15 protein-coding genes and 1 tRNA gene are annotated in these 14,450 nt (G+C 62.7%); 6 read left to right on the top strand and 10 right to left on the bottom strand.

Features of this window, described 5'->3' with window-relative positions; translation table 11 throughout:
• From Q0D44_RS16370 to Q0D44_RS16355, 4 genes are all read left to right on the top strand, one after another.
• Positions 1–576: a restriction endonuclease gene (locus Q0D44_RS16370; protein WP_066764615.1), complete on the top strand. Its 576-nt coding sequence runs from the start codon at positions 1–3 to the stop codon at positions 574–576.
• A complete protein-coding gene (locus Q0D44_RS16365; protein WP_253204225.1) occupies positions 573–1,109 on the top strand; it encodes a lytic transglycosylase domain-containing protein in 537 nt (178 codons plus the stop codon). The genes Q0D44_RS16370 and Q0D44_RS16365 overlap by 4 nt, the downstream gene beginning before the upstream one ends.
• Positions 1,110–1,513: 404 nt before the next feature.
• Positions 1,514–1,663: a hypothetical protein gene (locus Q0D44_RS16360; RefSeq protein ID WP_177185005.1), complete on the top strand. Its 150-nt coding sequence runs from the start codon at positions 1,514–1,516 to the stop codon at positions 1,661–1,663.
• Positions 1,647–2,726 carry a tyrosine-type recombinase/integrase gene (locus Q0D44_RS16355; RefSeq protein WP_066764613.1) on the top strand — a complete coding sequence of 360 codons (1,080 nt, stop codon included), beginning with the start codon at positions 1,647–1,649 and terminating at the stop codon, positions 2,724–2,726. The genes Q0D44_RS16360 and Q0D44_RS16355 overlap by 17 nt, the downstream gene beginning before the upstream one ends.
• Before the next feature lie 71 nt (positions 2,727–2,797).
• Here the strand turns inward: Q0D44_RS16355 and Q0D44_RS16350 are convergent.
• The 6 genes from Q0D44_RS16350 to Q0D44_RS16325 all read right to left on the bottom strand — a co-directional run bounded on the left by Q0D44_RS16350 (position 2,798) and on the right by Q0D44_RS16325 (position 8,690).
• Positions 2,798–2,873 (bottom strand) — tRNA-Lys (locus Q0D44_RS16350).
• Positions 2,874–2,996: 123 nt separating this feature from the next.
• Positions 2,997–4,109, bottom strand: a complete 1,113-nt coding sequence (gene rodA, locus Q0D44_RS16345) for a rod shape-determining protein RodA (protein WP_294138019.1) — start codon at positions 4,107–4,109, stop codon at positions 2,997–2,999.
• Positions 4,106–6,178, bottom strand: coding sequence for a penicillin-binding protein 2 (mrdA, locus tag Q0D44_RS16340; RefSeq protein ID WP_294138018.1), 2,073 nt, complete (start codon positions 6,176–6,178; stop codon positions 4,106–4,108). The genes rodA and mrdA overlap by 4 nt, the downstream gene beginning before the upstream one ends.
• Positions 6,175–6,702, bottom strand: a complete 528-nt coding sequence (gene mreD, locus Q0D44_RS16335) for a rod shape-determining protein MreD (protein WP_294138017.1) — start codon at positions 6,700–6,702, stop codon at positions 6,175–6,177. The genes mrdA and mreD overlap by 4 nt, the downstream gene beginning before the upstream one ends.
• A complete protein-coding gene (gene mreC, locus Q0D44_RS16330) occupies positions 6,699–7,613 on the bottom strand; it encodes a rod shape-determining protein MreC (RefSeq protein ID WP_294138016.1) in 915 nt (304 codons plus the stop codon). Before mreC ends, mreD begins: the two co-directional genes overlap by 4 nt.
• A 30-nt stretch (positions 7,614–7,643) precedes the next feature.
• Positions 7,644–8,690, bottom strand: coding sequence for a rod shape-determining protein (locus Q0D44_RS16325; protein ID WP_006957952.1), 1,047 nt, complete (start codon positions 8,688–8,690; stop codon positions 7,644–7,646).
• Positions 8,691–8,864: 174 nt separating this feature from the next.
• Between Q0D44_RS16325 and mutL the strand changes: the two genes are divergently transcribed.
• Both mutL and Q0D44_RS16315 read left to right on the top strand, forming a co-directional pair.
• On the top strand, positions 8,865–10,652 hold the full coding sequence (gene mutL, locus Q0D44_RS16320) for a DNA mismatch repair endonuclease MutL (protein WP_294138015.1): 1,788 nt from the start codon (positions 8,865–8,867) through the stop codon (positions 10,650–10,652).
• A 4-nt stretch (positions 10,653–10,656) separates the two neighbouring features.
• On the top strand, positions 10,657–11,157 hold the full coding sequence (locus Q0D44_RS16315) for a hypothetical protein (protein ID WP_294138014.1): 501 nt from the start codon (positions 10,657–10,659) through the stop codon (positions 11,155–11,157).
• A 107-nt stretch (positions 11,158–11,264) separates the two neighbouring features.
• Here the strand turns inward: Q0D44_RS16315 and Q0D44_RS16310 are convergent, their stop codons facing one another.
• The 4 genes from Q0D44_RS16310 to Q0D44_RS16295 all read right to left on the bottom strand — a co-directional run bounded on the left by Q0D44_RS16310 (position 11,265) and on the right by Q0D44_RS16295 (position 14,446).
• Positions 11,265–11,732 carry a MaoC family dehydratase gene (locus Q0D44_RS16310; protein ID WP_294138013.1) on the bottom strand — a complete coding sequence of 156 codons (468 nt, stop codon included), beginning with the start codon at positions 11,730–11,732 and terminating at the stop codon, positions 11,265–11,267.
• A gap of 50 nt (positions 11,733–11,782) precedes the next feature.
• Positions 11,783–13,333 carry an alkaline phosphatase D family protein gene (locus Q0D44_RS16305; protein ID WP_294138012.1) on the bottom strand — a complete coding sequence of 517 codons (1,551 nt, stop codon included), beginning with the start codon at positions 13,331–13,333 and terminating at the stop codon, positions 11,783–11,785.
• 85 nt (positions 13,334–13,418) lie between these two features.
• On the bottom strand, positions 13,419–13,919 hold the full coding sequence (locus tag Q0D44_RS16300) for a DNA-deoxyinosine glycosylase (protein WP_294138011.1): 501 nt from the start codon (positions 13,917–13,919) through the stop codon (positions 13,419–13,421).
• The gene (locus Q0D44_RS16295) at positions 13,916–14,446 is read right to left on the bottom strand and encodes a hypothetical protein (RefSeq protein ID WP_294138010.1); all 531 of its coding nucleotides are present in this window, start codon (positions 14,444–14,446) and stop codon (positions 13,916–13,918) included. The genes Q0D44_RS16300 and Q0D44_RS16295 overlap by 4 nt, the downstream gene beginning before the upstream one ends.
• Between the last annotated feature and the right edge of the window lie 4 nt (positions 14,447–14,450).

Genomic DNA, 14,450 nt, shown 5'->3' with positions numbered 1-14,450 from the left:
ATGCTGTTTATCCTGTCCGCGCTGCTGCTCATCCTTCTGGCTTTTTTCGTCCGTCGATTTCGGATGCCCGTGAAGCATCGCTGGCGGAGGCGGCAGGCCAGGGCCATGGCGGCCCAACTTCGCGGGCGGGACCGGTTGCAGCCGCCACAACTCCTCTATGCCCGCCTGCGCGCCATGGACCCGCTCGCGTTCGAGGAGCTTCTGCTCGAAAGTTTCGAGCGCCGTGGTCACAAGGTCATTCGAAACCGCCGTTACACCGGTGATGGCGGGATCGACGGACAGGTGGTCATCAATGGCGCAGTCTGGCTGATCCAGGCCAAGCGCTATGCTGATACGATCCGGCCGGAACATGTCCCGGCATTTGAGGCGCTCTGTCGCACGAAGGGGCGGCGCGGCCTCTTCATCCATACGGGACGGACCGGGCTGCAAAGCCGGGCCGCCGTCGCGCATGGCAGCACTATCGAAATCATTTCCGGTCGCGCGCTTCTGGCCTTGCTGACGGATGGGCCGTTTCCAGACCTCACCGGCTTAGGGCACCATGACCGAGCGGCGTCAAAGGCGATGAGGGCTGTATGATGCGTTTCGTTCCCTGTCTCATCGGTATATTGCTGTGCGGAGTGATAATTTCACCGTCCTTGGCGCAGGCCAGGACGCGCAATCGGGATGAGGAACGTCTAATCGGTGCGTGCATCCGCCAGGCCTCACTTGGCAGGCCCTGGCTCGAAAAGACGCTATGGGGCTTACGCGACCAGGAGGCAGGCTGGATCGGTGCCGAGGTCGCCAACACCAACGGCACCCATGACCTGGGGCCTTTGCAGATCAACAGTTGGTGGGTCGGACGCATCGCAGCGCATATCGGCCGGCCGAAAGCCCATGTGCGTCATTGGCTCCGTTTTGATCCCTGTTTCAACGCCGAGGCCGCACGGTGGGTGTTTCTGTCCGCTCTGCGGACGACGGGGGACTATTGGAAGGCCGTTGGCGTCTACCACAGCCCGACAACGTGGCGTCAGCGAAACTATATCGCCTCTGTGGCCATGCACCTGAGCGGAAGGTTCGGGAACGATGTGTTCGTGCCTGGAACTTCGCCCGCTACCGTACAACTGAAATGAGAGCACTAACGAATAACCGTCTTCAAGTTACTAAAAAATATGATATTATTACTTTTGCTTCGTGACATCGCGTGGGTGCTCCAGTGAGGAGCGCACAATGCGTTTTGCCATCTTTCGGACTTCGGGGCCGACTCTTGTCCCAGTGGGAGTTGCAGCCACTATCGTCCGCTTCCCGGACGCTGAGGCCCATCCATCTACAGCGGCGCCCAACCGGATACGGCGCTCTTCGTCACAGCCAGATATAACGTCAGATCTCACCAACCGGCTCGCCAAGGGAGGGAGTGGGGAGTGCGCCAGGCAGGGGAACACGAGTTGGGTTCGCGTCCTGCGGTCTTTGGCAGCGTGCTGTGGCCGAACAGCGTAAATCCTCACCACGACGCCCCAGTCTCGCCCAGGCCATCCGTATGGCCTGCGAGGGTGGACTGACGATCGTGCGCACCGAGATCCACCCTGATGGGCGGATCATCCTCGTGCATCTGGAAACGGAACCATCCGCGGTTTCGTCGACCCCGTTCGACGAATGGAAGGCGCGGCGCGATGCGCGTCAATCTTAAAGGTGTCCACAGGGTACGCAAGAAACTGGCAAGCGGCCTATACGCAACCTACTATTATGCGTGGCGTGGAGGGCCCCGCATCGAGGCCAAATTCGGCACACCGGAATTCCATCAGGCTTATGTCACAGCGCACGATGAGCGAAAAAGCAGGCCCAAACCAAGCGACACGCTCAACGGCGTGTTTCGGGCTTTCGAGCAATCCACCGATTATACCCGTCTCGCTCCCCGCACCCGCAAGGACTATGGGAAGCATCTGAGATTCATCGAAACGGAGTTCGGAGACTTTCCGATAGGCGCACTGGGTGACCCGCGCACGCGCGGCGAGTTTCTGGCTTGGCGCGATCGAATTGCCGGCACATCGGAACGCACGGCGGATTATCGCTTTGCGGTTTTGGCGCGGATTCTTGCATGGGCGCTTGATCGCGGACTGGTCGTCGCCAACCCCTGCAAACGGCCCGGCCGTCTATATCAATCCGGCCGCGTCGATTCCGTCTGGAAAGACGGTGACGAGGAAGCCTTCTATAAGCACGCTCCGCCCCACCTACACCTGGCCATGACGCTCGCCTTGTGGACAGGGCAGCGTCAGGGCGATCTCATCAACCTGCCCTGGGCGGCGTATGACGGCGCGGAAATCCGTCTCACGCAGAGCAAGACAAAGAGCAAAGTGAAGAACCGCAAGCCCAAGCGGGTGATCGTTCCTGTGGGAGCACCGCTCAAGCTTGCGCTGGACGCTTTGAAGGCCCGCTACGACGTCGAGGGGAAGTCGTTGCCGGCAACGATACTGCTCACCGAACGCGGGCAATCCTGGACAAGCGACGGCTTTCGGACATCGTGGCGCAAGGCCTGTGTGAAAGCCGGTGTCGCTGGTCTCACCTTCCACGACCTGCGGGGCACTGTCGTGACCCGCCTGGCGATCGCAGGAGCGAGTGTTCCGCAGATCGCGACGATCACCGGGCATAGCCTCAAGGACGTCGAGACGATCCTCGATACGCACTATCTCAAGCGGGATTCCGAGATGGCGGAAACGGCCATTTCGAAGCTCGAAAACCGGAGGAAATTGTAAACCAAGCTGTAAACTGGAGGGGGTGGGTCCAGCTTTGGACCTCAAAATACCGCCTAAGTCTTTGAAAGATATGGTGGACGCACTTGGGCTCGAACCAAGGACCCGCTGATTAAGAGTCAGCTGCTCTACCAACTGAGCTATGCGTCCACACCGGCAATCGGGCGGTCTGGATGACCAGTGCCCGTTGGCGTGGGCGGGCAATTAGCAGCGTCATCGGGATTCGCAAACCCTAAATTGCGTTGCGGCGCAGAAATATTGCGCGGGGCGGTTTCAGCCCCAGTTGCCAGGGTTGCTGGCGCGGCTATTGGAACGGTCGATCGCCATGATGATGCCCACGCACAGCATGACCGTCAGCATCGATGATCCGCCATAGGACATGAAGGGCAAGGGGATGCCCACAACCGGGGCCAGCCCCATCACCATCATCAGGTTGATCGCGACATAGAAGAAGATCGTAGTGGTAAGCCCCGCCGCGACCAGCCGGGCGAAGCGGTCGCTCGTGCGCATAGCCACGCGCAGACCCCAGCGGAACAGCAGCATGAACGCGCCGATCAGCAACAGGCCGCCAGCCATGCCCCATTCCTCCGCCATGGTGGCGAATACGAAGTCGGTATGACCTTCGGGCAGATAGTCGAGATGGCTTTGCGAGCCCTGGAGAAAGCCCTTGCCCCAGATGCCGCCCGAACCGATCGCGATCTTCGACTGGCTGATATGATAGCCTGCGCCCAGCGGATCGCTTTCCGGGTCCATGAAGATGAGGACGCGTTTTTGCTGATAATCATGCAGGAAGCTGAAGGCGACCGGCACGATACAGGCCAGCGTCAGCCCCGATCCGATGAACAGGCGCAGCGGCAGCCCGGCCAGGAACATCACCGTCACGCCGCCCGCCAGGATCATCGTAGCGGTGCCAAGGTCGGGTTGTACCAACACCAGCGCCCATGGCAAGCCGATCAGCACCAGCGCGGGCCAGATCGCGTTCCAGCTGCGGATTTCGCCCACCGGCAATCGGGCATAAAAGCGCGCAACCGCCAGCACGATGATCGGCTTCATAAATTCAGACGGTTGGAGCTGCATGAAGCCCAGGTTAATCCAGCGCTGGCTGCCCCCCGCGACCCCGCCGATCAGTTCGACCAGAAACAGCGCGATCAGCACGCCGGCATAAGCGGGAAAGGCAAAGCGCGCGAAAATCTCTAGCGGAATACGGCTGAGCACCAGCGCCATCGCGGAGAACACGCAGAAGCGCACCGCCTGATTTGTCGCCCAGGGAAAGATGCTGCCGCCCGCCGCGCTGTAAAGAACCAGCGTGCCAAACATCGCGATGGCCAGCAGCAGCCCCAGAACGCGCCAGGGAAATTGGGTGAGGGGCTGGGGAATGATGCTCATGGTGCGTCGGCCACATTGCTGCCGGGCGGGGGCGGGACGTCGCCTGCCTCATCGGCCGCTGGGGGCGGTGGCGTGGCGCTGTTGCCAGCCTCAGCCGCATTGCTGGCATTGTCGGCGGCGGGTGGTGGCACTTCGCCCTTCTCGATCGCGCGGGCCAGGCGGAACGCGCCCATCTGCCGCGCCTGCCGCTCGGTCGGCGTGCCGCCCCAGCCTTTCTCCAGCGTCTCCAGCTTCTCCATCGCCTTTTTGGGATCGAACAGATAGGACAGCGTATCGCTCGCGATCATCGGCGCATCCTCATTGCGGATCATATGCCCGCCATGTTCGATGATGCAGCCGACCGCGTAGCGCGGATTGTCGAACGGCGCGAACCCCTGGAACAGCGCATGGTCGCGCAGCTTGAACGCCAGTGAAGCGTCGCGCCGCACCCCGCCTGCGCGCTCGGCCATGGTGATGCGCCGCACCTGCGCCGTGCCGGTCTTGCCCGCGATCAGCACATCGGGAATGGCCATGCGCGCAGCCCCGCCAGTGCCGCCGCCATTGACCACCGCACTCATGGCGTCGCGGATGATCACCAGATGCTCTTCCGACGCACCGACGGACGACGGCGAAGGCCGTTTCGCGCCATGTAGGAAATTGGGCATCAACTGCTTGCCGGTCGCCAGCCGCGCCGCCATCACTGCCATCTGCAACGGGTTGATCAGCATATAGCCCTGACCGATGGTGGCGTTCACCGTGTCGTAAACCTGCCATTTCTGGTCATATTTTTTTAGCTTCCAGGCCGGGTCAGGGACCGTGCCATAACTCTGGCTCGGGAAGGGCAGGTCGAACCGCTGCCCCATGCCGCACCGCCGCGCCATCGCCGCGATCCGGTCCATGCCGATCCGCTGGGCCATCTGGTAGAAATAGATGTCGCAGCTCTGGGCGATCGCCGTGCGCATATTGACCGCGCCATGGCCACGCCGCTTGTGACAGTGGAACAGCGTATTGCCCACCCGCAGCGCACCGGCGCACCCGACCGTCTCCTGCGGCCCGATGCCGGCCTCCAGCAGCGCCAGCGCCACCATCGGCTTCACCGTCGATCCGGGCGGATACAGGCCCTGCAACGTCTTGTTGCGCAGCGGCACATGGTCGTCCTGTGACAGCATCGCCCATTCCAGCTGGCTGATGCCGTCGGAAAAGCTGTTGGGGTCGAAACTGGGCATCGACGCCATCGCCAGCACGTCGCCATTGGTGCAATCGATGACGACGACGGAGCCGCTCTGGGTCGCCAGCCGCCGCCCGGCATATTCCTGCAATCCCGCGTCGATCGTCAGCTTGATCGAATGGCCCGGCGTGTCGGGCCGGGTGGTCAGTTCCCGCACGATCTTGCCGCGCGCGGTCACTTCGACCCGCTTGGCACCGGGCTTGCCGGTCAGATGCTCGTCAAACGCACGTTCCAGCCCGTCCTTGCCAACCTTGAAGCCCGGCGTGATCAGCAGCGGATTCTTGCGTTCCTTATATTCCTCCGCCGTTGCTGCGCCGACATAGCCCAGAAGATGGCCGACCGTGGACCCGGCGGGATAATGGCGCGAAAAACCCTGGCTGGGCGCGACACCGGGCAGGTCGGGCAGGCGCACGCTGACGGCGGCATATTGGTCATAGGTCAGCTTGTCGGCGACCTGCACCGGGCGGAAGCCCGCCGACTTGTCCAGTTCCTCGCGGATGCGATCGACCTCGTCCGATTCCAGGCTCAGCAATTGCGCCAGATGCTTCACCGTCGCATCGGCATCCACCACCCGCTGCGGGATCAGGTCGACGCGAAAGTCCGTGCGATTGTTCGCCAGCGGTCGCCCATTGCGATCGATGATCCAGCCGCGGCGTGGTGGAATGAGCGTCAGATTGACCCGGTTGCTCTCCGACAGCAGCGTATATTTCTCATTTTCCGCAATGCTGATCCACGCCATCCGCGCGGCCAGCAGCGCGCCAATCCCCCCCTGTATCGCCCCCAGCACCATGGTGCGACGGGTGAAGGTGAAGGACTGGGCTGCTTCGGTGATGATCTGGCGTTTGGGGCTGGGAAATTTCATGCCATTACGCGCCAGCGGTCAATCCGCGCGCATTGCCGGACGACTAAGGGAAACAGCAATATCGTCCAGAACATCTGTGGCGCGACCAACAGGAACCTCACATCGCCTCCGCCGGTGATGCGGGCAAAGAACAACCCACCGGCCATGCAGAATATAATGGCGAAACCGGCGATCAGCCAGTCCTGCCGGTAACTGCGCCATATCATGCGATGCTCGATCGCGTCGACGCCCATCAGCATGACCGTCCACAGGAACATGGCGGACCCGATCGGCTGGCCGCTCAGCATATCGTCGAACAGGCCGAGCGGCAGCCCGATCCACGCCCGCCACAATTCCGGGCGCAACAACCGCCATGACAGCAGGATCAGCAGGCCGAAGGGCGGCATCACCGGCGATTGCGCGATCAGCGGCAGTGCGGTGACGGTCGATCCCAGCATGACGGTGATCACCGGGATGCCCGCCAGCCGGAAGCGGGACGGGTTCCGCCCCAGACGCGGCACATGGTATAGGTGCCGGTCGATCATGGCGTCGCCGCGTTACCCGGCTCCGCGCCCTGCGTCGGGGCGGGCGCGGCAGGATCGGGCCGGGTCACGACCTGCTCATAGGCACGCTCGACCACGACCGCATCGACGCGCGAGGGATTGGCGAGCGGGAAGCCCCAGGCGATCTCCCCCTGCACCCGCACGATCACCGCGACCGGGATGTTGGGTTGATAAATGCCGCCAATGCCAGACGTCACCAGCAGGTCGCCCGGCTTGAACGGATTGCGCCCCGCCGACAGCGCCCGGATCTCCAGCGATCCATCGCCAGCACCAGTCGAAATCGCGGGGATATTGTCGCTCGCCCGGCGGACCGGAACGATGCTGCCGGTGTCGGTCAGCAACAGCACGTCGGACGTGTTGGGCGTGGTGCTGTGGACCCGCCCGATCAGTCCTTCGGTCGCGCGCACCGGCATCCCCGGCAACACACCCTGCCAGCGCCCTGCATTCAACCGCGCAAAGCGCCGCGCGCTGCTGGAGGAGGAACTGATCAGTCGCGCCGTCAGCAACTGGCTGGCATCCTCATCCACCAGCTTCAATAGCTTCTTGAGCCGCGCATTTTCCTGCGCCACCGCCTTGGCTTCGATGATGCGGTTGCGGTCCGCCTCCACCTGACGGCGCAGCGCGACATTTTGCGATCCCGCGCGCCAATAGGCGGCCAGCACCTCATCGACGGAGCTGACCCCGCTCACCATATTTTTGAGGCCCGCCGACACAGGGCGCGTCACTTCGGCCGTGACCGCGCGTATCCCTGCAAAACCCGTAGGATCGAAGATCGCGACGATAACCAGCAACAGCCCGATGGCTGCGCCGGTGACCGCCACCACATAGCTGGCGAACAGGCTATATTGCGCCTTCCGGTTGTGTCCGGGGCGGCGGCTGGGTGGCCGCGCCATCACCGCGTCCCTTTCGCTCTGGCCTACCGATCAGGCGGTTTGCAATACACCCCGGAAGATCGGATCTTCCATCGCGCGGCCCGTGCCGATAGCCACGCAGGTCAGCGGATCTTCGGCAATGGTGACGGGCAGGCCGGTCTCGTCGCGCAGCTCGTCATCCAGCCCCTTCAGCAGCGCGCCGCCGCCGGTCAGGACGATGCCCTGATCGACAATATCGGCGGCCAGTTCAGGCGCGGTATTTTCCAGCGCAATCCGCACACCTTCCACGATCGTGCTGATCGGCTCGGCCAGCGCATCGGCAATCTGGCCCTGATTGATGCTGATTTCCTTGGGAACGCCATTCACCAGGTCGCGACCCTTGATATGGATCGTCTCGCCCACGCCATCGGCGGGCGACTGGGCGATGCCATATTGCTTCTTGATCCGCTCCGCCGTGGCTTCACCGATCAGGAGGTTATGGTGACGACGCACGAAGGAGACGATCGCCTCGTCCATCTTGTCGCCGCCCACGCGGACGCTGGTGGTATAGGCCAGGCCACGCAGCGACAGCACGGCGACTTCGGTCGTGCCACCGCCAATATCGACCACCATCGAACCGATCGGCTCGGTCACGGGCATGTCGGCACCGATCGCGGCAGCCATCGGTTCCTCGATCAGGAACACCTGCCGCGCGCCCGCATTGCTGGCCGCGTCGCGGATGGCGCGGCGCTCGACGCTGGTCGAGCCTGATGGCACGCAGATCACGATTTCCGGCGCGCGCCAGGGGCTATGCTTGCCGCCATGCACCTTGGTGATGAAATGCTTGATCATCTGTTCGGCGACATCGATGTCAGCGATCACGCCGTCACGCAAAGGCCGGATCGCCTCGATCGAATCCGGGGTCTTGCCCATCATCAGCTTGGCGTCGACGCCCACCGCCTTCACCCGCTTGACGCCATTGAGCGTTTCGACCGCCACCACCGACGGCTCGTTCAATACGATGCCGCGACCGCGCACATAGACCACCGTGTTGGCGGTGCCGAGGTCAATGGCCATATCCTGCGAAGTGAATTTGAAGAGACGCGAGAAGATCGACATGCCTTATCCTGTATCGCCCGCCGTCCCCGCGACGCGACTTGGGGACCGGTCGGAAAGCTGTTCCGTTCGTCCGCTGCGCCGCATGGCTTTTGCCCTGTTCAGTCATCCTGTGCAGTGCAAAATATTTGGCGTCGCGGGTCGCGGAAAGCGACCGATTGGGCTAGTCCCTAATCAATGTCAATACGCCGCCTGCCCGAACATCTGGTCAATCGTATCGCTGCCGGTGAAGTGGTCGAAAGACCCGCCAGCGCGCTGAAGGAAATCGTCGAAAACGCTTTGGATGCGGGTGCGACTCGCATCGCCATTCGCCTGTCCAATGGCGGCCTCGACCGGATCGAGGTGAGCGACGATGGCGTCGGCATGGATTCGGCGGACATGGCGCTGGCGCTGGAGCGGCACGCCACGTCCAAAATGCCCGACGACGATGCCATTGAAAATGTGGCCACTCTGGGTTTCCGTGGCGAAGCGCTCCCCTCCATCGCTAGTGTCGCCCGCCTGTCTATCGACAGCCGGCGGCAGGGCGGCGAAGGCTGGAACCGCACGGTCGATAATGGCCAGCTGGTGGCGGAGGGGCCAGCCGCGCTGCCGCCCGGCACCCGCGTCACTATCGAGCAACTCTTCGCCAAAGTCCCTGCCCGCCGCAAATTCCTGCGATCGGCCAAGGCGGAATATGCCGCCTGCCTCGACATCGTCCGCCGTCTCGCAATGGCACATCCCGCCGTCGCGTTCGCGCTGGAACATGATGGCCGTCGCACACTCGGCGTGCAGGCGGGCGACGCGCGGGAGGAAAGGGTGGCCGCGCTCACTGACCGGGCGCTGGCCGAAAACCATGTCATCGTCAGCCTGGAGCGCGAAGGCGTCCGCCTGTCCGGCGTCGCCTCCATCCCCACCTACAATCGCGGCGTTGGCGATCATCAATATCTGTTCGTCAATGGCCGCCCCGTGCGCGATCGCTTGCTGATCGGCGCGCTGCGCGGTGCCTATGCTGACATGCTGGCACGCGACCGGCATCCCGTCGTCGCCCTGTTCCTCGACGTGCCGCCGCTCGACGTGGACGTCAATGTTCACCCCGCCAAGACCGAGGTGCGCTTCCGCGATCCCGCCATGATCCGGGGCATGATCATTTCCGGTCTGCGCCGCGCCCTTGACGAACAGGGCTTTCGTTCGGTCCAGAACGCCGATCCCGCCGCACTTTCCGCCTGGCGCGCCGAACCTGTCTCGCCCACACCGATCGGCGCGATGCCGATCTTCGACACCGCATCGGTCAGCTACAACCCGCTCGCCTCATCCTCCTCCTTCGGCGATCGCCGGTCGAATTTCATGACCCCGCCGCCCCAGGCCCGCGCCGAACCCGCCATGGCCCCTGCACCTGAAGGCCAGAGCTTCCCACTCGGCGTTGCGCGCGGCCAGGTCGCGCGCACCTATATCGTCGCGGAAGCAGAGGACGGCCTCGTCATCGTCGACCAGCACGCCGCCCATGAACGGCTGACGCTGGAGCGGATGCGCCGCGCGATGGAGGGGCAGGGGGTTGCATCGCAGGCGCTGCTGCTCCCCGAAGTCGTCGAACTGGAAGAACCCGCCTGCGACCGTCTTGAATCCCGCGCCGCAGAATTGCGCGACTTCGGCCTCGACCTCGAACGCTTCGGCCCGTCGGCCATGCTGGTCCGCGCTGTCCCTGCCATGCTCGGCCAGTCCGACGTGCAAGGCCTCGTCAAAGACCTCGCCGACGATCTCGCCGCCTATGACAGCGCCCTGTCCTTAAAAGAACGGCTGGACCTCGTCGCCGCCACCATGGCCTGCCACGGATCGGTGAGGGCAGGCCGCGTGCTGAGCGTCGCGGAAATGAACGCCTTGCTCCGCGAAATGGAAGTCACGCCGCGCTCTGGCCAGTGCAACCATGGCCGACCGACCTGGGTGAAGCTGGGGCATGGCGACATAGAAAAATTGTTCGGAAGGAAGTGATCCGATGACCATCCTCGCTGCCTTGTTACTGGTCGCTGCCCCGGTTGCCACCACGGAATGCGCCACCCCCGCGCCTCTCGCCGAACCCTGGACCAGCTGGACCCAGAGCGGACAGGCCAGGGCTGGCGCGCAAGCCCATGGCGCATCCGCGCTGATCCTGGGCAAGCCGGTCGTCGCGACCCTCGTCCCCGCTGCCCATGTCCAGTTCGCAACGCCGCCGGGCAAAGGCGCAAAAGAGGGGCATGGCGGCCTATTCACCCTGTCGCTCAAACAGGGCGCACGGGTGGGGATTGCGCTCGACGGCCCGGCCTGGGTCGATGTCGTGACCGGCGCGGAGGCCGTCGCCTCGGTCGAGCATGGCCATGGCCCGGCCTGCTCCGGCATCCGCAAGATCGTCTGGTTCGACCTCCCCGCCGGGCGGCACCTGGTGCAGATCGCCGGATCGAATGCCGCCAGCGTGCGGGTGATGGCGGCGGATGCAAAGGCGAACCAGCCTATGCACTGACCCCATAATCCGTTCGGGCTGAGCCTGTCGAAGCCCTGCACTTCTTTTTCCAGAAAGGACGGCCCTTCGACAGGCTCAGGGCGAATGGAGGAAGGGATTAATTGAAATCAAACCGGTCGCGTCCGCCACATTGCGATCGGGATCATCGTCAGCACTGGCTTGTCGTCCTGATTGAGGATCGTCACCTTGCTGCGCACGATCCCCATTTCCGGCCGGCTTTGCGATACCTTCTTGTCGATCACCTCGCTGGTGCCGCGCAGCGTGTCGCCGGGCCGCACCGGGCGCAGCCAGCGCAACTCGTCCACGCCCATCGCGCCCAGACTCGCCGCTTGCCGCCCCGGATCGCGCTGCATTTCGGTCACAAACATCTTCATGAACAAAGCGGTGGTGTGCCATCCGCTGGCCGACAATGTGCCGAAATGGGTGGCCGCTGCCGCTTCGTCGGACAGATGAAAAGGCTGCGCGTCGAACTCGGCGGCAAAGGCGATCGTCTCCTCCCGGCTCACCGTCAGCGGGCCGAAGGCGAAGCTGTCGCCCACTTCAATATCCTCGAAATAGACCGTCGCGTCCGTCATGGCATTTCCTTTCATGACGGACCTAATGCGAGCTTACGTTTACGTCAATGTCAACTGATCTGGAGCGAGGGCTGGCCACGCTGCACCGTCATGTTCGCCCGCGTGCTGATCGCGCCGCCGGGGGCCGATACCTGATCCACCACCCGCGCCTTGGTCGTCCAGGCGTCGGGCGTCACTTCACACACCAGATAGCCGCGCTGGTCGTTGATGAATTTCAATTCCGGGTTGTTCTTCAGCATCATGTCGCTGCCGGTCCGCCGGTCCGATCCATTGCCGCCCGACGAGATCGAGGTGGACACAAATTCCACCGCCACCGTCTTGTCGCCATTGTCGAGCAGCCCGGCGAAATTCTGATGCTCGTCCCCGGTCAGCACCACGACATTGTCCAGCCCGCGCATCTTGCCCAGCAAGCGGTTGCGCGGCGCGCTGTAACCCGCCCAGCTGTCGATATTATAGATTTTCGCCTTCTCGTCCGCGTAACGCCGCCGGTCGAGCGACATCATCATCACCTGCTGCGCCAGGCAATTCCATTTGGTCTGGCCCCGCGTCATGTTGCGCACCAGCCAGCTTTCTTCCTCGGCTGAAATCACCTGCGCCTTGCTGTCGTCAATGCCGGGGCAATAGGGTTTGAAACCGTCATCGCACGGCTGGTCGCTGCGGAAGGACCGGGTATCGAGAAAATCGATCGACAGCAGGTCGCCAAAGCGTGCCTCGCGATACATGTTGGTGATGATGCCGTCGCGCGGCAGCATCGCGGCCCGTACCGGCATATATTCATACCAGACCTGCAAGCCCGCCTGACGGCGCAGGCGGAAAATCTCCGGCGGCACATCCTTCCAGTTGCGGTCGCCGGTCCAGTTATTCTCGACCTCATGATCGTCGAAGGTCGAAAACCATGTGTGCTTGGCGCGCGCCGCCTGCAAATCATAATCGCTCAGATATTGGGCATAGCGCAGCCGATAATCCGCCACGTCGAAACAGTCCTGGCCGATATGATGCCGGATCTGATCCTCTGGCAGCCCGTCCTTGTCATAGTCCGGCCCGCGCTGCTTATATTCGTAGATGAAGTCGCCATAATGATAGACGAAATTGAGGTCATCCTCGCGCGCCAGATGGCGGAAGGCGGTGAACAGCCCATCCTCATAATTTTGGCAGCCCGCCACCCCGAATTTGAGGGCAGCGGGGCTGGCCGACGCCAGCGGCAAAGTTCGCGCCCGCCCGCGCGGCGACTGGTCGCTGCCCAGCGAAAAGCGATACCAATAGGGGCGATCAGGCTGCAATCCTGCCACCTCGACATGGACGCTATGCCCCAGTTCCGGCCGCGCCGTTGCCTCGCCCGATGCGACGATCGTCTTGAACCTGTCGTCGCTCGCCACTTCCCACTTCACCGGCAGCGGCACCATCGGCATCCCGCCATGCGGCTCGAATGGCTTGGGGGCGAGCTTGGTCCAGATGACAAAGCCGTCCGCCGCTGGATCACCCGACGTCACCCCCAAAGCGAAAGGATAGCCCGCAAACCAGCTTTGCGCCTTCAACAAAGCCGGCGCGCCGATCAGCGGCGCTGTGGTGGCAACGGTCAGTAGCTGGCGACGGGAAAACATGGGGGCGACCTTCTGTGAAGCTGTTTTAATACTGTCTCTTAGCCTGCTGATCTAGCCGCGCAATATGACAGAGATATGCAGCCCCTCAGACGATCCAGCCGCGCAACACCCGCCACGCCTGCGCCTTTTGCGCGCGCGACAATGTGGCATGAGCGCCGCTGGAGGAGGGCAGGTCGATCAGCATCAGGTCACCCCGCGCGCCCAATTGCCGTCGCCCGTGCAGCGCCGCCGTCTTGCCGTTGAACGCCACCGCCTGCAAAGCGGGCAGGGCGGCAACGAAACCGCTCAGGTCGCGAACATCCGCATCGCTGATTGCGCTGTCCAGACTGCCGGGCCGGGTGGCACTAGCCATCACATCCCAAAGCCCCACGCCGCGCGCCCGCAACCGCTCCAGCCGCAGCGCATAGGGCTGCCCGACCAATGCCTCGCCCAGCACTTCGCCGATCAGCGCCCAGAACGCATTGCCCCGATGCGCATAATATTCCTGCCGTGCGATCGACACATCGCCCGGCAGGCTGCCCAGAATCAGCAGCCTTGTGTCAGCATCGACGCTGGGCGGAAAGGCGAATTTGAGCGTAGGCTTCAAATCTCAACTGACCAAACTTGAACACCATGGCGCTCCAGCTTGATTTGCCGCTCAGTTGTGGGGAATGTGGGGGACGCAAAAAATACATACCGGTGTTGCTCGTTACGAAGAGCCATGACGTCCAGATCACGTGTCAATTTTCGGTTGTTTCGATAATCAACCGCTGCGAATGTTTCGGCACCAATCAATCCCTCTTCGATACTCATTATGTCGAGAGGAAGTGCCATATGCGCGCCGGGCGCTATTTTTAGTCCCGCTAAGTCTGGGTGGAGATTGAATAACTGGGAAGCAGCCGCAAACGCAACTGCATATGTGAACGTCTGATTTAGCTGCTCTATTACGTTTAGTGGACGATTTTCAACGGGATGAAGTCCGACTTCCTCAAATTTTAAAGCTCGTAAAAGCAGTAACGGATCGTCGCTGTTAGCGACAATCCAATCGCGCGTATGTTGGGCCGAAGCGTGAAGATGCGATAGCATCTCGATAGCCTCGTTGGCGTTGTGTAGAAGAATGACGGACGCGCTCACGTCG

The sequence above is a fragment of the Sphingobium sp. genome (assembly GCA_023266575.1).
GTDB lineage: Bacteria > Pseudomonadota > Alphaproteobacteria > Sphingomonadales > Sphingomonadaceae > Sphingobium.
This window is presented reverse-complemented; position numbering and strand designations above follow the sequence as displayed.

Bases quoted from the DNA above. Each gene is read 5' to 3' on its own strand.
- Q0D44_RS16370 (WP_066764615.1), top strand. From the start codon at position 1: ATGCTGTTTATCCTGTCCGCGCTGCTGCTCATCCTTCTGGCTTTTTTC.
- Q0D44_RS16365 (WP_253204225.1), top strand. From the start codon at position 573: ATGATGCGTTTCGTTCCCTGTCTCATCGGTATATTGCTGTGCGGAGTG.
- Q0D44_RS16360 (WP_177185005.1), top strand. From the start codon at position 1,514: ATGGCCTGCGAGGGTGGACTGACGATCGTGCGCACCGAGATCCACCCT.
- Q0D44_RS16355 (WP_066764613.1), top strand. From the start codon at position 1,647: ATGCGCGTCAATCTTAAAGGTGTCCACAGGGTACGCAAGAAACTGGCA.
- rodA (WP_294138019.1), bottom strand. From the start codon at position 4,109: ATGAGCATCATTCCCCAGCCCCTCACCCAATTTCCCTGGCGCGTTCTG.
- mrdA (WP_294138018.1), bottom strand. From the start codon at position 6,178: ATGAAATTTCCCAGCCCCAAACGCCAGATCATCACCGAAGCAGCCCAG.
- mreD (WP_294138017.1), bottom strand. From the start codon at position 6,702: ATGATCGACCGGCACCTATACCATGTGCCGCGTCTGGGGCGGAACCCG.
- mreC (WP_294138016.1), bottom strand. From the start codon at position 7,613: ATGGCGCGGCCACCCAGCCGCCGCCCCGGACACAACCGGAAGGCGCAA.
- Q0D44_RS16325 (WP_006957952.1), bottom strand. From the start codon at position 8,690: ATGTCGATCTTCTCGCGTCTCTTCAAATTCACTTCGCAGGATATGGCC.
- mutL (WP_294138015.1), top strand. From the start codon at position 8,865: ATGTCAATACGCCGCCTGCCCGAACATCTGGTCAATCGTATCGCTGCC.
- Q0D44_RS16315 (WP_294138014.1), top strand. From the start codon at position 10,657: ATGACCATCCTCGCTGCCTTGTTACTGGTCGCTGCCCCGGTTGCCACC.
- Q0D44_RS16310 (WP_294138013.1), bottom strand. From the start codon at position 11,732: ATGACGGACGCGACGGTCTATTTCGAGGATATTGAAGTGGGCGACAGC.
- Q0D44_RS16305 (WP_294138012.1), bottom strand. From the start codon at position 13,333: ATGTTTTCCCGTCGCCAGCTACTGACCGTTGCCACCACAGCGCCGCTG.